The sequence below is a fragment of the Hymenobacter sp. DG25A genome, from assembly GCF_001280305.1.
Lineage (GTDB): Bacteria > Bacteroidota > Bacteroidia > Cytophagales > Hymenobacteraceae > Hymenobacter.
Genome location: NZ_CP012623.1, coordinates 861,155 through 879,065, shown reverse-complemented (window position 1 = coordinate 879,065; position 17,911 = coordinate 861,155). Strand labels below are relative to the sequence as shown.

The 17,911-nt window shown below is 56.7% G+C and carries 17 protein-coding genes; 6 read left to right on the top strand and 11 right to left on the bottom strand.

Annotation, left to right across the window (positions count from 1 at the left end; all coding sequences use genetic code 11):
* Positions 1–119 precede the first annotated feature (119 nt).
* Complete coding sequence (locus tag AM218_RS03675; RefSeq protein WP_054411950.1) at positions 120–2,027, bottom strand: ABC-F family ATP-binding cassette domain-containing protein; 1,908 nt, start codon at positions 2,025–2,027, stop codon at positions 120–122.
* A 221-nt stretch (positions 2,028–2,248) separates the two neighbouring features.
* Here AM218_RS03675 and AM218_RS03670 point away from each other — a divergent pair, with 221 nt between their 5' ends.
* Both AM218_RS03670 and AM218_RS03665 read left to right on the top strand, forming a co-directional pair.
* Positions 2,249–2,854, top strand: a complete 606-nt coding sequence (locus AM218_RS03670; protein WP_157547508.1) for a hypothetical protein — start codon at positions 2,249–2,251, stop codon at positions 2,852–2,854.
* Positions 2,855–2,970: 116 nt separating this feature from the next.
* Positions 2,971–3,510: a hypothetical protein gene (locus AM218_RS03665; protein ID WP_054411946.1), complete on the top strand. Its 540-nt coding sequence runs from the start codon at positions 2,971–2,973 to the stop codon at positions 3,508–3,510.
* A gap of 6 nt (positions 3,511–3,516) precedes the next feature.
* Here the strand turns inward: AM218_RS03665 and AM218_RS03660 are convergent, their stop codons facing one another.
* The 4 genes from AM218_RS03660 to AM218_RS03645 all read right to left on the bottom strand — a co-directional run bounded on the left by AM218_RS03660 (position 3,517) and on the right by AM218_RS03645 (position 8,535).
* Complete coding sequence (locus AM218_RS03660) at positions 3,517–4,092, bottom strand: Riean_0653 family protein (protein WP_157547507.1); 576 nt, start codon at positions 4,090–4,092, stop codon at positions 3,517–3,519.
* A gap of 158 nt (positions 4,093–4,250) precedes the next feature.
* Entirely contained in the window at positions 4,251–5,882 is a 1,632-nt protein-coding gene (locus tag AM218_RS03655) for an amidase (RefSeq protein WP_054411942.1), read from the bottom strand.
* A 102-nt stretch (positions 5,883–5,984) separates the two neighbouring features.
* Positions 5,985–6,170 (bottom strand): DUF2256 domain-containing protein, encoded by a 186-nt coding sequence (locus tag AM218_RS03650; RefSeq protein ID WP_054411940.1) that lies wholly within the window; start codon positions 6,168–6,170, stop codon positions 5,985–5,987.
* Positions 6,171–6,273: 103 nt separating this feature from the next.
* On the bottom strand, positions 6,274–8,535 hold the full coding sequence (locus AM218_RS03645; protein WP_157547506.1) for a hypothetical protein: 2,262 nt from the start codon (positions 8,533–8,535) through the stop codon (positions 6,274–6,276).
* A 547-nt stretch (positions 8,536–9,082) separates the two neighbouring features.
* On the opposite strand from AM218_RS03645, the gene AM218_RS03640 reads away from it, so the two are divergent.
* From AM218_RS03640 to AM218_RS16685, 3 genes are all read left to right on the top strand, one after another.
* On the top strand, positions 9,083–9,649 hold the full coding sequence (locus tag AM218_RS03640) for a 2'-5' RNA ligase family protein (RefSeq protein ID WP_054411937.1): 567 nt from the start codon (positions 9,083–9,085) through the stop codon (positions 9,647–9,649).
* 93 nt (positions 9,650–9,742) lie between these two features.
* Complete coding sequence (locus tag AM218_RS03635) at positions 9,743–10,201, top strand: hypothetical protein (RefSeq protein WP_054411935.1); 459 nt, start codon at positions 9,743–9,745, stop codon at positions 10,199–10,201.
* Positions 10,202–10,444: 243 nt separating this feature from the next.
* Positions 10,445–10,624: a hypothetical protein gene (locus AM218_RS16685; RefSeq protein ID WP_157547505.1), complete on the top strand. Its 180-nt coding sequence runs from the start codon at positions 10,445–10,447 to the stop codon at positions 10,622–10,624.
* Positions 10,625–10,695: 71 nt separating this feature from the next.
* On the opposite strand, the gene AM218_RS03630 is transcribed toward AM218_RS16685, so the two are convergent.
* Together AM218_RS03630 and AM218_RS03625 are read right to left on the bottom strand one after the other, a co-directional pair.
* Positions 10,696–11,457, bottom strand: a complete 762-nt coding sequence (locus AM218_RS03630) for an SDR family NAD(P)-dependent oxidoreductase (RefSeq protein WP_054411933.1) — start codon at positions 11,455–11,457, stop codon at positions 10,696–10,698.
* 72 nt (positions 11,458–11,529) lie between these two features.
* Positions 11,530–11,946, bottom strand: a complete 417-nt coding sequence (locus AM218_RS03625; RefSeq protein ID WP_054411931.1) for a helix-turn-helix domain-containing protein — start codon at positions 11,944–11,946, stop codon at positions 11,530–11,532.
* Positions 11,947–12,120: 174 nt separating this feature from the next.
* Here AM218_RS03625 and AM218_RS03620 point away from each other — a divergent pair, with 174 nt between their 5' ends.
* Positions 12,121–12,501: a PH domain-containing protein gene (locus AM218_RS03620; protein ID WP_054411929.1), complete on the top strand. Its 381-nt coding sequence runs from the start codon at positions 12,121–12,123 to the stop codon at positions 12,499–12,501.
* A gap of 77 nt (positions 12,502–12,578) precedes the next feature.
* On the opposite strand, the gene AM218_RS03615 is transcribed toward AM218_RS03620, so the two are convergent.
* From AM218_RS03615 to AM218_RS03600, 4 genes are all read right to left on the bottom strand, one after another.
* Positions 12,579–13,550, bottom strand: coding sequence for a deoxyhypusine synthase family protein (locus AM218_RS03615; RefSeq protein ID WP_054411927.1), 972 nt, complete (start codon positions 13,548–13,550; stop codon positions 12,579–12,581).
* Positions 13,551–13,687: 137 nt separating this feature from the next.
* On the bottom strand, positions 13,688–14,497 hold the full coding sequence (locus tag AM218_RS03610) for an alpha/beta hydrolase (protein ID WP_054411926.1): 810 nt from the start codon (positions 14,495–14,497) through the stop codon (positions 13,688–13,690).
* Positions 14,498–14,574: 77 nt separating this feature from the next.
* A complete protein-coding gene (gene hslV / locus AM218_RS03605) occupies positions 14,575–15,111 on the bottom strand; it encodes an ATP-dependent protease subunit HslV (RefSeq protein ID WP_054411922.1) in 537 nt (178 codons plus the stop codon).
* A 184-nt stretch (positions 15,112–15,295) separates the two neighbouring features.
* A complete protein-coding gene (locus tag AM218_RS03600; RefSeq protein ID WP_054411921.1) occupies positions 15,296–17,872 on the bottom strand; it encodes a TonB-dependent receptor in 2,577 nt (858 codons plus the stop codon).
* Positions 17,873–17,911 lie beyond the last annotated feature (39 nt).

Here is a 17,911-nt window from a genome sequence, read left to right as displayed (position 1 = left end):
GCTCCGGCTTCGCGTACGAGCAACGCGAGTTCCAGGCGTAGGCTGACGCGTGGTTACTCGTTGCACTCGTACGCGAAGCCGGAGCTTCGCGCTACTATCTTAATTGATCTAACTCGGCCTTATATCTCCGCCAGCATTTCCCAACGGTCATTCAGCTGGGCCAGCTCTTTTTTCACCTGCTCAAACTTGAGGGTGGTGTCTTTCAGCTGGGAGGCATTCTGGTAAATCTGGGGGTCGGCTAGCTGGGCTTCGTACTGGGCCAGCTCCTTCTCCCGCTCCTCGATTTTCTTTTCTACCTCGGCCAGCTCACGTAGGGCTTTTTTCTGATCGGGCGAGGGGGTTTTGGCGGGCGAAGCGTCCACCTTTTTCTCCTCTTTGGGCGCGGGCTTGGGGGCAGGGGTCAGCAGGCCGGCTTTCTTGGCGGCTTTCTCCCGGTCTTCCATCCACTGCTCCCACTCGGCGTAGGTACCGGGGTATTCCTTCAGCTGGAAATCCTCGATGTACCAGATTTTGTTGGCCACGTTCTCCACAAAGAAACGGTCGTGGCTGATGACGATGTAGGTACCCTGATACTGGTCCAGGGCCTGGATCAGGATATTCACCGACTGCATGTCCAGGTGGTTGGTCGGTTCGTCGAGCAGCAGGAAGTTGGCTTCCGAAATCAGGGTTTTGGCCAGGGCCACGCGGCTTTTCTCGCCGCCGGATAGCACCTTGATTTTCTTGTATACCTCGTCGCCGGTGAACAGGAAGGAGCCCAGCACCGAGCGCAGCTCCATTTCGGAGCGCTTGGAGCCGGCTTCCACCATTTCCTGCAGAATCTCATTATCGATGCGCAGGCTTTCCAGCTGGTGCTGGGCGTAGAACGACATGATGACGTTGTGGCCCAGCTGGTGGTTGCCGTTGGTGGGCGCCTCCGAGCCGGCCACCAGCCGCATCAGAGTAGATTTACCCTTACCGTTGGCGCCGATGAGGGCAATTTTGTCACCCCGCTCAATGTGCACGTGCGTGTCGCGGAAGATTATTTTCTCGCCGTACTTCTTGCCCACGTGCTCCATGCGCAGAATGTGGCGGCCGGGCGTAACGGTGAAGTTGAACTTGATGTTCACCTTGGCGTCGTCGCCGGCCACGTCCTCAATGCGCTCCAGCTTGTCCAGGGCCTTCACGCGGCTCTGGGCCTGCTTGGCTTTAGAGGCTTTGGCTTTGAAACGCTCAATAAACCGCTCGGCCTGCTTAATCTGGGCCTGCTGGTTTTCAAAAGCGCCTTTCTGAATGGCGTTTCGCTCCTCCTTTTCTTCCAGGTAGAAGCTGTAATTACCGGCGTAAGGCACCAGCTTGCCGCCCGTTACCTCCACCGTGGTGTTGGTGGTGCGGTCTAGGAATTCCCGGTCGTGGGATACAATGATAACGGCGCCTTCGTAACCGGCCAGGTAGTTTTCAATCCACTTAATGGAGGGCAAGTCCAAGTGGTTGGTCGGTTCGTCGAGGAGCAGCAAAGAGGGTTGCTGCAGCAGGATTTTGGCCAGCATCACGCGCATGCGCCAGCCGCCGGAGAATAGCTTCAGGGGCTTCTGCAGCTCCTCCGTGGTAAAGCCCAGACCTTCCAGAATTTCTTCGGTGCGGGCCTGCATAGTGTAGCCGCCCAGCGCCTCAAAACGCTCCTGCAGCGCGGCCAGCTTGTCTACCAAGTCGTCGGTGTAGTTGTTTTCGAACTCCAGCAGCACCTCGTCAATCTTCTTCTGCACGTCCAGCGCCTCGGCGAAGGCCTGCATAGCCACAATCAGGATGGGCTCGTGCGAGTCGTAGGAGAGCAAATCCTGGTTCAGGAAGCCCAGGCTCACGTCCTTGCTCATGGAAATGCTGCCGCCGTCGGGCTTGTACTCGCCCACCAGAATGCGCAGCAGCGTAGATTTACCCCGGCCGTTCAGCCCAATGAGGCCAATCTTATCCTTGGGCTTAATATGAAGGCTGGCCTTGTCGTACAGGGTACGCGAGCCAAAGTGAAAATCGAGGTCAGAAATGGAAATCATCTGCTTTGCGAGGTATCAGGCCGCAAAGGTACGGGTTTGTGAGGAGGGAATTATGGTTTAGTACTATGGTTCGCTTCTGCAGTACCGAGCAAGCACGTCAACGAGTTACTTTGCGCCAATTGTCGCAGTGTTCATGCGGACCAGCAGACTATTACTTACACCTATTACTTCTTTCCGCTTCAGACAAAGCACCTGACTTCATGCGCTATCTATTTATTTCTATGGCACTCACTCTACTTGCCGGCTGCCAAGAGCACTCCTCGACACCACCACTTACTACTGGACTACCAAATCCTGCATCCTCAGGAGCCCCCGATACAGCATCAATCAATCAAACCGTCCGAGGTTTCTACCGCTGGTATGCCAGTATGATCGAGCAAGATCAGACCACGGAATTTCAGCCAATATTCGCAGCCGATACCCGTGGGATGATGACGTTGGATCTTACCCGCTACTTGGCTAATCTCAGACGTCTGCATTTTTCTGAAAAATTAATACAGTCAGAAAAAGACTCTTATAATACCTGTATCAACAATCTGCGCACTATTCCTTTCACTAGGCGCGACTCAGTATTAGCTGACGTTGTGGAGTATGAAAACCGGGATTGTGCGTTTTTCGACTCCTATCGTTGGACAAAAACGATGGATGTATATAATGGCATCCAATTGCTTCAAACGTTAACAGATGGTGACTCTGCCAAAGTTAAAGTCATGATTTATGAAGCTTACCCTGATAGTCAGGGGGTAAAGAAGCGCGTTTGGGAAACGCCTTTTACGGTACAACTGGTCCGCACAAACGAGACTTGGCAAATCGACGACATCCGGTAAACTACAAAGATACTGACGCTTGCCGAGGACGTGAATCCCATTTATTACATGCAACTTTTGACAGACGTAGAAGCAATTATTCACGTTTGAGACGCATATCAACGTACAATTCCCGCATGTACAAATACCTCCTGCCCCTCTCCCTCCTACTCACTTTCACCAGTTGCCGCTCTACGGAGCAGGAATCCGACAATGGCGGCACCACTGAAACCGTACCCGCCGCCGTGAAGGGAGAAGTTTCCACCACTGAAACCGTAGGCGAAACCGGCCGCAACCACGCTTATATCAAGCGCTTTTACCAGGATAAAGGCCGCTACTACGTCACTGCCGACTACATCCAGTTCCTGAATGGCGAAGCAGCCATAGCCGACGCCAAGCGCAAAGGCGACGCTGAGAAAACCATTCAGAATGGCGACACTACCTACGCCATTTTCAACGATTACTACATCGTGAATGACGATGCGCGCCAGCGTACTTTTCCGCTCAGCGAGCAGGCCGTTATCACCATCTGGGACCGTACCGCCGACCTGCGCCAGACTACGATAACGCCTGCCCAATTACAGGCCAGAAACCCGGAGCTGCTCAGCGCCACACCCTTCATCATCGAAACTAAGCAAGGCGTTGTAACCAGCCTGACGGAGCAGTATATTCCCTAGACCAGCCTAGCGGTTGTAAAGCACATCAAAGCGGCCATCCGTTAGCTCGATGGTGCGCCCGGCATTCGTCGATTCGTCCAGGCGGCCTTCAAACGTACCGGAGACGATAGATTGCACGGTGTCTACTTTCGTAATAGTGATGGTAGTAGCTCCGTTGAGCAAACTCTGGTACGCCACCCCGCCGAATTCATTATCAGTGAAGGAAAGCTGATTATTTACGTGCCCGCCGTTGCTTTTTGGCACTGCCAGCCGGGCCGGATATACCCCTGGTCCCCCGAGAGAATCAACCGTAAGTACAAACGCCTGATTTAGGCGGGTGCCGGTGCGGTAGGCACTGATCTGTAAATTCAGCGTCCCATCGGGGTTGCGGTATGCGGAGGCCTCTACCTGGTTATCGGCGCAGCCGTAGATGCCGCACACCCGGCCGCCCGGTACCCACACCCCACCAAACACCCGAAACCCCAGCGTTTCGGCGCCGGTAGTGGTAGCCGTCGGTAACTCAGACTTGGGGTCAGCGCCTGATTTCTTGCAGCTTTGGAAGGGCAGTGCAGCAAGCAGAACAAGGTAAGGCAGGATTTTCATAGCGTTGGTTTGTACCCAGATGCCCGCTGTTCCCATACCCTACGAAGTAAACGCAGCATATGGGAACAGCAGGCGCAGGCTATCATTTCTGCGGCTCAGCACTTTCGGAGTGCGCAAATACTGCCATGATATATGCATCGCAGAAAAACAGGGCTACACTAGCCCACAAACGGCTTGCGGAACTCTGGCGCCACCCGCTTTTTAGATGCCTGCTCATAGGCATACGCCAGCGTCAGCAGCTCCGGCTCCTGCCAGGCGCCGGCCACAAACGACAGCCCAACCGGCAAGCCGTGGGCGTGGCCCATGGGCACGGTAATGTGCGGATAACCAGCCATGGCGGCCGGGCCGGAAAAGCCCGGACCGGGCCAGTAGTCGCCGTTTACCAGGTCGATGCAGGGCGCGGGGGCGTTGGTAATGCCGATAATGGCCGTGAGTTTGTTATCGCGCAGGATAGAATCCAGGGCCTTGCGGGAACCGTTCTGCGACTTGCTGAGGGCGGCTTTGTATTTGGGGCTATCCAGACCGTCCAGCTTCTCTGAGGCTTCCAGAATTTCCTGCTGGAAGAAAGGCATGGATTTGTCCTTGTTCTGCTTGTTGAAGGCAATAACATCGGCCAGGGTTTTCACGGGAGCCCCGGCAGTGGCCAGGTACTTGTTTACGCCGTCTTTGAACTCATACAAGAGCACGTCGTACTCGGCGGAACCCAGCGGATCGGTCTGCTTTTGCACTTCTACTTCTACCACGGTGGCGCCCTGCGCTTTCAGGAACTCTACGGCTTCTTTCAGCAGCGCTACGGCATCATTGGTGCCGGTCAGGTGGCTTTTCTCTACCCCGATGCGCTTGCCTTTCAGGCCGTTGGCATCCAGGAATTTGGTGTAGTCGGCCTGCAGCTTGCCGGCGCTTTGCTGGGTTATGGGGTCGGCGGCATCGGGGCCGGCCACGGCGGAGAGCAGGATGGCCGCGTCGCGCACGGTGCGCGTCATGGGGCCAGCCGTATCCTGGCTGGCGGAAATGGGGATGATGCCTGTGCGGCTGAGCAGGCCCACCGTAGGCTTAATACCCACCAGACCACTGCAGGAGGACGGCGACACCACGGAGCCGTCGGTTTCGGTGCCGATGGCTACGACGCAGAGGTTAGCGGAGGCCGCCGCGCCCGAGCCGGCGCTGGATCCGCTGGGGGTGCGGTCAAGAATATACGGGTTGCGGGTTTGACCACCCACGGCGCTCCAGCCGCTGGTAGAGCGCGTGGAGCGGAAGTTAGCCCACTCGCTCAGGTTGGTTTTGCCCAGAATCACGGCCCCGGCTTCGCGCAGCTTCTTAATGATGAAGGCATCCTGCGAGGCTTTGTGGCCGGCCAGTGCCAGAGCACCGGCGGTGGTGGGCTGCTGGTCAGCGGTGTTGATGTTGTCTTTCACCAGCACCGGAATGCCGTGCAGAGGGCCACGTACTTTGCCGTTTTTACGCTCCTGATCCATCTGATCAGCAATTTTGAGCGCATCGGGGTTGGTGATGAGCACGGAGCGGAGCGTGGGGCCGCTGCGGTCAATGTCCTCAATGCGCTTCAGGTACAGCTCCGTAATGCCCCGCGAGGTGAGCTGGCCGCTGCCCATTTTCTCCTGCAGGTCGTTGATGGTGACTTCCTGTAATTCAAAACTATCGGCGGCGTTGTCAGCCGCGTCGGGGGCGCCGGCCTTTTTTTCTTTGGTTTCCGGGGCGCAGGCACCAAGGGAGAAAGTGGAAAGGGCCACACTAGCCAGGCCGCTATTACGCAGAAATATTCTTCGGTTCATTGGTCGATTTTTGCTGGTAAGTTAGCCCGGCAGATTGGACTTTTCCAGCTTTTTAGCAGGAATTAAAGTTACCGGAATAATCCGCTGCTCCGTTGCTTTCTACTAGCGCGTGGGCAGGCTACCGGCGGCACTATCCGCCACCGATTTGGGACGGCTGCGTTGGCACTTCTCGCCGCAGTATTTCACTTCATCCCAACAGGCCCGCCATTTCTTGCGGTATGCAAAAGGGCGGCCGCAGGTGACACACAATTTGGTGGGCAGGTCGTTCTTATTCCGGGCTTTGGGCATGGTTATTCACCTGTGGTTTTATCTTCCTGGCCAACCACCGTGGGCTGCCTGCAGGGCATAACAAGGCATACAGGCCTTTTGATGGCAGGCTCCGCTGTTGCCTTTACTTACTACTCTCCAACGATACCCGCTTCTTTTCTATCGGCTGGCCTCCCTGGCCTATGGCGGGCATTGTTTCCGGCGCGGGAATGGCCTCGCTCATCTTTTTGGCCAGCTTGCCGGGCACGCCCATGCTGTTCAGCATGCCGCTGACCAGCCCCTGCTGCCAGATAGCAAATACCGACATCCGCAGGTTGCGGCTGGATTGGATAGTGCCGGGCTTCAGCGTTTCATGACCCTGGCGGGGGTTATTGTCCCGGATAACCAGTCCGTTGACCACCTTGGAGCCGGCTTTAGTAAGGAGCGTGGGGTGAGCCTCCCCGCCTTTCAGGGATAAAAATTCCACTTTCAAATCAGAGTAAGCCGCTTTCATAGTGCCCTGCACGCCCTGGCGGTCTACCACCATGGTGAAATCGACCTGCTTTACCTGCCCGCTGGAAAACCTGAGCGAGCGGGAAGACTCCGTAATGGAGTTCAGAATACTGAACGGAGCCGGGCCAAACGAGCCGGTTATGCGGTGGCGGCCGTTGGGCTGCAGCAGGGGCACAGAGGCCGTGGCACGCACAAAGCTGCGGCGCTGAAACCACGCACTGGCCTGCACAAGGGCGGGCTGCGCGGCGCGGCGGGAGCCAACTATAGTATTAAGGTTGCGGATAGTCCCATTAAGCTGAGTAACGCTGGTACGGGCGGGCTGCGGGCTGCGCAGGGCCCGGTACACAAAAAACAAATTGCCTTTCTGCAGCTGCAGCAGCCGGATATCCAGGGGGAAGGGCAGCTCTTTTAATTTCTCGGGCGTTACCAGAGAGGGTTCCGGGCTGATGGGGTAACGCCCGTCGCCGGACAGGTGCAGCAAGGGATTCTGCACCACCACCTTCCGGGCCTGCACCACGCCCTGATGCTGCAGGGCGGCAAAATCAAGACCGGAGGCGCGCATTTCCGGCACCTGCACTGTAATGTGCGATACCTGATGGCCTTTGCGCCTAGCCATAGCCGCCAATGACATGGTGGGCGCCAGTTTGGTACGGGTGAGCCTGAGCTGCTGCTGCTCGGTGCTCAGCCGCAGGCCCTGGTATGTCATCTTATAATAAGGCGCCTCAATAGCTACCGAGCCGGGACCGGTACTGAGTTGCCAGGACCGGGCATACAGCACCCGGGCGGTATTGCGGGCACTGGCCGCATCAATCCGGATGGCCTTGCCCTGCAGCCAAACATTGGCAGCCTGCGGGGCCAGATCCAGGCCTTTTACCCGCACATTGGCCCGCACCACCACCAGTCTTTGCAGCGAAACCCGGGTAAGCCAGGGTTGCAGCAGCTGGTGCATGGGTGGGGGCAGCACGCGCGGGGCAACTACTGCCAGCTCGGGGCCCGTGAGCCGCAGCGTATCGGCCTGAAACTGCTGCCGGGTTAGCCGGGCGGCCTGCAGCCCCGTGAGTATCAGCTGGGGCAGCTGCAGCGCTACCCGGGCAGCACGGCTCTGCTGGTTGCTGATGGGCTGCAGGGGAGCCAGTCGCACAGAATCGATCCGCAGCTGCTGGGTTTGGGAGGAGAACTGAGTAAGGGCTGCCTGCAGCCGATGCCCGCCCCCGCGGGCCTGCAGGCCGGCCAGCTGCAGGGCTATGCGGGCCGCATACCCAATGCGCTGCGTATCGGCCGCGCCGGCCCGACTCAGGAGGATATCCTGGGCCGAAAAGTCGCCTTGCCTGAAGCGTATATAGTCCTGCCGGCTGACTTGGTAGGCCAGCTGAACCCGTTGCAACCCCAGGTAGCCCAGCCGCAGCCCCGGCACCCGCTTTGGCAAACGGGTATACAGCGGCTGGGCGGCCTGTTCCGGCGTAGGCCAGGCGGCCGATTTCAGCCGCACCGCGCTAATCAGCAAACTATCTACCGGCACTTCCTGCCGGCGTAGTATCTGCCAAAGGCCTACTCCTGCCACGCGCACGCGGCCTACATCCAGCGTGAGGGCGGGCAGCTTGCTTGCCACGGCAGAGCGGGTGCGCAGCTGAATGCCCTGCACCTCCAGCACGCCATGCCACAAGCTGGTACGCAGGGAGTTGATATGCAGCTGGTAGCGGCCGTGGGTGCGGGCGGCTACTTCCTGCTCGGCTTTGCGGCGCAACCAGGGGTCTAAGGCCAGCAGCAGCACACCCACCAGCACTGCCAAAGCCACCAGAATCAGCCCCAGCCATTGCCACCAGGCCCAGCGGCGCGGCTCCACCGGCCGGGGCGTGGGGGAGGCTTTCAGAGATACAGACGCAGAATCAAACACAAAGAATAGACCGGCGATAGAGAGAAAACGGAGCCACGGCATCATCTAGCAGCGGCAGGTAATCAACGAAAGGAAAGCCTGAAGGTTTGCACCCAGCACATTACGTTGCCAATTGCCCGGATGCTGTGCCTCTCCAGACGACGCTAATACCAAGTGAAGCGGAGCCGGCCGGGCAATGCCACCTTAGTGGCTACGTGGTAACGCCTACCTTAGCGGCTCTGGCAGCGCTCGGCTGGTGCATTTTGGGCCCGGAAGCGGTGATGGAGAATGGGAGAAACCGGCCCTGGTGCAAACCGCCGCCATTTTTTCTTCTCCGGGCACCGCGCCTGGTCGTATGTAGGTAATAATTGAAGGCTTCCGGCAGCCGATTTACGCTTCCGGAAGTTTTATTTATTAGACGCGCTGCTTGCTGCCTTGTGGTTGCTTTTATAGATTGTTGAATTCTGTGTATGCTTCGAATCTAATGGCCATTTCAGCCCCAACTCCCCGGCACGGAAGCCGCTCAAAACAGGCTCCGGCAGTTCCCTCTTCTGCCCCCAACCGTCCGATGCTTGCCATTACTTCCCTGCTCAATCCGCAAAGCGCGGCCCGCATCAATGCCATCATCAAAAGCCTGGAAGTGGAGTTTGGGCTGGATGATGTGCAGGCCACGCCCGACCCTCACATTACCTATCAGCTGGCGGGGGTGCGCAAGTTGTCGCTGCTGAAAGCGGTGCTGCAGGACGTAGCCCGCCATACGCAGCCCTTTTCGGCCTTCACTACCGGCCTGGGGGTGTTTCCGGGCCCTAACCCGGTTATTTACATTCCGGTGCTGCGCTGCGATGCGCTCAACGACCTGCACCGGCGCATCTTAAAAGCCACGGCGCCTCTCTGCCTGCGCACCGATAAGTTCAGCGGGCCCGACTGCTGGCTACCGCATATCTCCCTGGCCCTGCACGATACCACCCCTGATTTGCTGGGCCCCGTGCTGCAGTACCTCAATCAGCAAACCTTTAACATGCGCCTCACCCTTAATAACCTTACCATTCTGCGGCAGGAAGGCGACTTATTTGTGCAGGAAAAAAACTTCTCTTTTGCCGGGCACAAGCAGCATATAGCGCCGCAGCTGTTTTAATTCCGGGCGATGTCGGCAGAATTTGCCGCCCGGCTGCGGTATTCTGCCCCTCCCCTCCGACCTTTACCCGCTCCAACCACCTTACTTTTCTCTATGTATCAAATCGTACTTCTCCTGCACTCCTGGACGCGCTGGCTGGTGCTCATTTTTGGCCTGATTGCCATTTTCCGCGCTTTTGGCGGCTGGCAGGGCCGCCGCCCCTGGGTGAAAGCCGATAACAGCATAGGCGCCTCCTTTGTGGGCTCTATGCACCTGCAGCTGCTCCTGGGCCTGATTTTGTACGTTACCGGCCCCCTCGGTATGAAAGCTTTTGAAGCGGGCAGCGCCGTTATGAAAGACCCCGGCGGGCGTTTCTGGGCCGTGGAGCACCTGGTAGGTATGCTGCTGGCCGTCATCTGCGCGCAGGTAGGCCGTACGCTCTCCAAAAAAGCTTCCGACCCCGTGCTGAAGCACAAGAAAGCCTTCACCTGGTTTCTGATTGCGCTGCTGCTGGTGCTGGTAATGATTCCCTGGGGCATCTGGAACCCCATGCGCCCTCTTTTCCGCTTTTAGTAAATAGTATATTTCACTGCCGCTTACTAAGAGTTCTGCCAGCTTTAGCTGTGCAGAACTCTTTTGTTTTTCAGGTAATTGTGTTATAAATACATCCAAAAATATACTTTGTAAGATATATTACCCATTTATAATTATAAGCAATGTCCCTATCTTTAGCACCCCCGTATACAGCAGTACATTCCTGCTGCCAAGTATCTCTTGTAGCTTCTTTTTTAACTCGTGCCAGTCTCTCTATCCATCATGGTTACTAAATCCCGGTATTCTCCCGAGGAGTTCCAGCAACACATGGTTGTGCGCATCAGGGAGCTGGAAGAACACAAGGATGCGCGTTCCTATACGCTTATGTTAGCAGCGCTGCGCCAAAGCCTGCAGGAAATGCAGCGCGAAACCAGCCACTTTACCCGTACTAAATCTGCCTGACCGGGTAGATTATTTATACAAAAAAGGGCCCGCTACCAGAGGTAATGGGCCCTTTTCTTTTACGATTAGTCTTAGAGTGCGTATCCTCCGGAGGCTTCTATGCGCTGCGCATTTACCCAACGGGCATCTTCAGAGCACAGAAAGGCCACAATGCCGCCAATGTCTTCGGGCTCGCCAATGCGGCCCAAGGCCGTTTGGGAGGCCATATAGCCTTCCAACTGCGGGTGCGCCTGGCGGGCGGCCGCTGTAAAATCGGTTTTAATGATGCCCGGCGCCACTACATTGGCCCGAATTCCGCGGCTGCCCAGCTCCTTGGCCAGGTAGCGGGTCAGGATTTCTACGGCGCCTTTCATGGAGGCATACGCCGCATAGCCGGGGGCCGTGAAGCGGGCCAGCCCAGTGGAGAAATTCACAATGCCGCCGCCATCAGCCAGCAAGGGCAGCAGGTTCTGGGTCAGAAAGTACACGCCTTTAAAGTGCACATTCATTAGGTGGTCGAAAGACTCTTCCGTGGTTTGCGCAAAGGGCGAAGGAGCATCGTGGCCGGCATTGTTCACCAGGAAATCAAAGGTGTCACGGTTCCACTTCTGCTGCAGATGTTGGCCTATGGCTTCCTTGAAAGCCGGAAAAGTGGCGCTTTGGCTCACATCAAGCGGCAAGGCAACGGCCTGGCGGCCCAGGGCTTCTATTTCGGCTACTACAGCCTGGGCTTCTGCTGCTTTGTTCCGGTACGTCAGGATGAGGTCGTGGCCGGCCTGGGCCAGGCGGAGGGCGGTGTTTTTGCCTAGTCCGCGGCTGGCGCCGGTTACGAGGGCTATTTTGTTTGTGCTCATGGTTTTCAGGGGTTAATCTGGAAGCACAAAGGTGGCTGGTTGTGCGGCCTTAAGTATGGTGAGAAGCTCCGTTTAAATGGTGACAGTTTCCGTTTTTCCGGCACGCTGCGCTTCCCACACTTCTTCCCGGTATTGCTTGGGGGTAGTGCCGGCAAAGCGCTTGAAGAACTTGGTGAAGTTGGACGGATCGTAGGTGAGGCGGGCAGCTATTTCGGCCACCGACAGCGCGGGGTTTTGCAACAGCCGCTGCGCCACTTCCAGAATGCGCTGCTCAAAAAAATGGCAGGGCGAGTGGCCGGTGGTAAGCTTTATGGTATTGCTCAGGTGCGTGGGGTGAATGTGCAGCCGGTCGGCCAGGTCGCGCACTTCCAGCATTTCGGTGGCGCGGCCGGCTTCTACGTCGGCCACATGCTGGTCTACTTCGCGTAGAAACTCGGCGGTTATTTCGTGCTGGCGCGCGAGGATTTTCTTGGGGATGGGCGTGGGCATGAATAAACGTGAGACGATTGCGAGTTGATATTTATTGCTAACCCTATGCTTAGGTGAAGGTTAGAATTCCATACAGGAGAATAGGCTACCGATGTTTCAGGTTCTATTTTGTCCCTGCAGAATTGTAAAGGATATTGAGGCAATCTTTTCTATACCTCATTTACAAAAACATTTATGGGATTCTTTTCTGCAGTAATGGGTAACGCAGGCGTTGCGCAACCAAGTGAGTTAAATCAGGAATACGGCATTCTTCTCGCCGACGGAGAAACTATTGAAATCGGCTTTAAGCTGCTACGCGACGTTTTCATTTTTACTAACAAACGCCTTATTCTAGTTGATAAGCAAGGACTGACCGGGAAGAAAATTGATTACCTCTCAGTAGCTTATAAAAGTATTTCCCGCTTCGGTATTGAAACAGCTGGACACCTTGACCTTGATGCGGAATTGAAGATCTGGGTATCCAGTGAAGTTCAGCCTAGTATCAGCCGCAAATTCAACAAACAGGTTAATATCTATGATCTGCAAAGAGTTTTAGCACAACATGTGTTAGGCTAACCTATAAACAGGAAAATATAAAAAGCCCGCCGCTGAATTCAGCGGCGGGCTTTTTACTTAGCAGCTTCCGGCAGCAATTACTGCCCCAGCACCATGGCAAACACCAGCGGCGCTACAATAGTAGCGTCCGACTCGATGATGAACTTGGGCGTGTCCTGGCCCAGCTTACCCCAGGTGATTTTCTCGTTCGGCACGGCACCGGAGTAGGAGCCGTAGGAGGTAGTGGAGTCCGAAATCTGGCAGAAGTAGCCCCACAGCGGCACCGAGGTGCGGCCCAGGTCCTGGTGCAGCATGGGCACCACACAGATGGGGAAGTCGCCGGCAATGCCGCCGCCAATCTGGAAAAAGCCTACTTTGCTTTGCTCGGTAGCCTGCTCGGTGTACCAGCCGGCCAGGTATATCATGTACTCAATGCCCGTGCGCACGGTGTGCACGTTCTTGATATCACCGCTGATAACGTGGCCCGCGAAGATGTTACCCAGCGTGCTGTCTTCCCAACCGGGGCAGATGATGGGCAGGTTTTTCTCGGCAGCCGCCAGCATCCAGGAGTCTTTAGGATCAATCTGGTAGTACTGCTCCAGCTCGCCCGACTTCAGAATCTGGTAGAAGAACTCGTGGGGGAAGTACTGTTCGCCGGCCTTATCGGCCTTTTCCCAGAACTTCAATACCGAGTGCTCCAGGCGGCGCATAGCCTCTTCCTCAGGAATGCAGGTGTCGGTTACGCGGTTCATGTGGCGCTCCAGCAGGGCCTGCTCGTCGGCGGGGGTCAGGTCGCGGTAGTTGGGTACCCGCTCGTAGAAGTCGTGGGCTACCAGGTTAAAGATATCCTCTTCCAGGTTGGCACCGGTGCAGCTGATGATCTGCACTTTGTCCTGCCGAATCAGCTCGGCCAGTTGAATGCCCATTTCGGCGGTGCTCATGGCGCCGGCCAGGGTAATCATCATCTTGCCACCCTCGGCCAGGTGCTTGTTGTAGCCTTCGGCGGCATCAATCAGGGCAGCGGCGTTGAAGTGGCGGTAATGGTGCTTGAGGAAGTTCGTTACGTTCATCGAATCGTGGTTTCAGTAGTTTTTAGGTATGCGGTGTACAATCAAGTTACAGCCCGGAATCGTTCAATACGGGTGCGCTATATCAAAGATTCTGAATAGGGCACAATTGCGGCTGGGTTGCTCACAAAGGAAGTGGGTTATGTTTTGTGTATTCCTTCTTTTTGCAGAAAGGCGGTAATGCACTCCACATAAAGGTCGCCGTAGGTAAGCCTGGTAACGGGCTGGCGCGATAACACCATAAAGCCCGTTGTGTGGCCGCCCTCATAGGTAACCAACTCTCTATGCCGGCTTTTCTGTGCTACCAGATCATAGCTATCGGCTAAGGTAGTAATCTGGTCTGCCCTGGCAGCGAATACCAGCATAGGGCATTTAATTTTTGGCAGCAACCTGGGATACTGCCTAGCTGCCGCAGGCAAAAGCACCTCTTTGTTCTTTTGCAGCATAATGCGGCTGACCACTTCTTGGGGCCTGGCGAAAAAACCTTCCCCTACCAGAAAGTCCAGCTTCTCCTTGTTGGCCACCATGGAAGCCATGATAGTACCCATGGAAAAGGCAACCACGCCCAGCTTTTGCGTAGGAAACTGCTGGCGCGCGGCCTTTACCACGGTGCGCAGGTCCTCCGCAAATTCAGGATAATACAGTTGATTGGGGTTCATAGCAAAGTCAGAGCTGTGCCCAAATCCCCGGTAATCAAAGGTTATTACCTGATAGCCCGCCTGACTTAGCGCATTGGCCTGATAGACATACCCGCCCATATTCACAGCATCGCCACAGGCCAGAATGATGGTGGTGTGGCGGTTTTTGGTTGCGTTGGGGACGTATGTCCAAGTATTAATGGAAAAGCCGTCTGCTGTCTTTAATACCCGGGTGGTGTAGGCCAGCCCCAGCGAGTCAGGGGTTTGATGGTAGATCCGGTCGGGTTTTAATGCCCAGGCGGTTTGATACATACTCAGCAGCCCGCCAAGCAGAAGAGCTAGGCGAAGCCATGCAGTCGGCAGTATCCGTTTACCTATCATAAGGCTGGCTAAGAAGGCTCCTCAATCATGAGGTTGTGGTTGGTGTAGATGCAGATGTCGGCGGCAATGTGCAGGGCATCTTCCACCATCTGGCGGGCCGTGAGGTGGGGCGCGTGCTTCTTGAGAGCCAGCGCGGCGGCCTGGGCATACATGGCGCCGGAGCCAATGGCAGCCACGTCGGAATCGGGCTCCAGCACGTCGCCGGTGCCGGCAATGATGAGCAACTCGTCTTTATCGGCTACCACCATCATGGCTTCCAACTTGCGCAGGTACTGGTCTTTGCGCCACTCCTTGGCCAGCTCAATGGCAGCGCGGCGCAGCTGGCCGTTGTAGCTGCCCAGCTTCTCCTCAAACTTATCCAGCAGCATAAAGGCATCGGCGGTGGAGCCGGCAAATCCGGTTACTACTTTGCCATCGTGCAGCTTGCGCACTTTGCGCACGTTGCTCTTGGCCACGTGCTTATCCATAGTGGCCTGGCCGTCGGCGCCCAGGGCAATCTGCCCGTTGTGGCGCACCCCCAGCACGGTAGTGGAGCGTATTTTCATATCGGTAGTGAGTTAACGTTACTCCGCTTTTGCCTCATAAATGCCGGCTGGCAGAAAAATGCTTGTCATCCTGACGAAGGAAGGACCCTATCCCCCACGAGCCGCCGACGCCGAAACGCCTTGTTTCGCAGGAATAAGGTCCTTCCTTCGTCAGGATGACAGGTACTTCTATACTGACACCTACTTAGAAACGGGCCTGCAATTTAGCGAAGTAATACCGACCGTTAGCACCCATCTGCACCGGGTCCCAGGCGCCGCCGGTTTCCGTGAGCTGGGGGTTAAACAGCGTGGGGTACTTATTAAACAGATTGGAGCTGCCCACGGAGAACTGCAGTTTGTTGGTGAGGGCGTAGCTCAGCGTGAGGTCAGTGGTTATGCGGGCATCGTAGTTCATCGGCTCGTTGTCGAAATCAAGCAACTGCACCTTATCAAAGCGCACAAAGCGCAGCAGCGTGCCAAAGCGGCCCAGCTGGTAGTCGAAGGTGAGGTTGATTTTGGATTTAGGGGCCGAGGCTTTCACGAAGGCTTGTTCCCGAGGCCCGAAGAACTCATCCTCGCGCCCGGCCAGGCGGCCCGTAGTCTGTACCCGGTCGATGCGCAGGCGGTTGAAGTTAGCGGCCAGGGAAGAGTTCAGGCGGCCCTTGCCTACCGATGCACTGTGGCTGAGTACCACGTCCAAACCCAGTGAGCGGGTGTCTGCGGCGTTAGCAAAGAACTGGGCCTGCGCAACACCCAAGGCTTCCAGATCAGCCCCAATTACGGGGTCCAGTTCCCCCTCATCATTCCGCGCCGAGAACTGACTGGTCAGCACCACTCGGTCTTTCACTTTAATATAGTAGCCATCCAGCGTTAGGCTGAAGCCCGCGCCCAGGCGGCTGGTCAGGCCCAGGCTGGCATTGTTGGAGGTTTCCTGCTTCAGGGCAGGAATGCCCAGTTTCTGGGTTACAGGGCTGTTGTTGCGGGCCAGCAGCACTTCCACCGGGTCTCCGTTAATGAAGTTGGTGAAAGTGGAGTTGAAATTAATTTGGGCCAGGGAAGGAGCCCGGAAGCCCGTGCTGTACGTGCCACGCAGCGTCAGGAAATCCGTCAGGTTGTAGCGGGTAGCGCCTTTGTAGTTGAAGGTACTGCCAAAGTCACTGTAGTTCTCAAAGCGTACGGCTCCGGCCAGCAACCATTGCGGAGTTACGTTCAGCTCCGCATCTATATAAGCACCAAAGTTGTCCCGGTTGGCTTTAATAGCGTCGGTAGGCTGATACCCGGGGAAACCCTGCGAGCCTCCCGGTATGTCGGCTCCAGGGTTATAATTTTTGTAGGATGCTTCCTCACCGGCAAACAGCTTGTACCATTCGCGGCGGAACTCGGCCCCGGCGGCCAGGTTCAGACCATTGAGCACGGTGGCGTAGTTGCGCGTAGCCCCTAAGCTCACCACATCCTGCTGCAGCTGAAAGCCGCCCGCATCAAAGGAAGTGGGCGAATCCGCGCCCAGCGTAGCATTCAGAGAGTTGCGCACACCGTAATGGAAGCGGTTGGAGCCGAAGTTATTGCTCAGATCAAAGTCCCAACCACTTATGACAGTATGCACCCCGGCCACGGCCGAGATATCCGCAATGTTGCTGGTAATGATGGGGTCGAAACCGTTGGGGTAAAGTGCCGGCACGTTGCGGTCATCATCGGCGAAGCGCGTCCAGGCAAAGGCGTCGCCCTTGCGTTTGTTGTAGCCGCCAAATACGTACACATGCGCCTTATCACTGAGCGCAAATTTCGAGTTCAGATACGCCGACGCGTTGGAAACTTCCGGGTCGCCGTACTCACGGCGGGCCAGGCCATCGGGCGCGGGCACGGCGGCGCGCTGGGTGTGCTCCCGCTTGTTGTAGTCGAGGGTGGCATTGATGAAGCTGCCTTTCTCCCCCAGCCCGATACCGTAGTTCAGGTTGGCGTTGAAGTTGCCGCCGTCAAACTTCTCGTCGTCGCGGCGGTACTTGGCATCGTACATCCCATAGTTAGCGCTGGCCGTCAACTCCTTCACGGAGCTTTTCAGCACGATGTTAATAACGCCGGCAATGGCATCGGAGCCGTACTGGGCGGCGGCCCCATCGCGCAGAATCTCAATCCGCTCAATGGCAGCGGCGGGAATCACATTGAGGTCGGTGCCGGTATTGCCGCGGCCACGGGAGCCAAACAGGTTCACCAGCGCCGACTGGTGCTGACGCTTGCCGTTCACGAGCACCAGCGTCTGGTCGGGGCCCAGGCCGCGCAGGGTGGCGGGGTCTACGTGGTCGGCGCCATCAGAGCCGGTCTGGCGGTTGGAATTAAAGGAAGGCGCCACAAACTGCAGCAGCTGATTTACATCCAGCTGCCCGGTTTTGGTGGTCACTTCCCGCAGGTCAATGATATCCACCGGCGAAGGCGAGTCGGTAACGGAGCGGTTCTGACTGCGGGAGCCTACTACCTGCACGGCTCCCAGGCTGGTGGTGGCCTCGGCCAGGCGCACGCTCAACGCGCCGCCGGTGGCCTCTACTTCCTGCGTGGCAAAGCCAATGGAGCTGATCTGCAGACGCGGACTAGCCGTGCGGGACTGGAGCGTGAAGCGGCCATCGTTGCCGGTGGCAGTTCCGTTGTTGGTGCCTTTTTCTACAACGGTGGCACCTGCTACCGGTCGGCCATTCGTATCGAGCACCTGACCAGTGAGGGCCTGCCCCTGCGCAAAGGCCGATGTAGCACTCACGACGCACATCGTGACGGCAAGTACGTGTTGTTTCATAACTCTTGGTAAGGGATGAAGAGATTGAACAAACAGAAA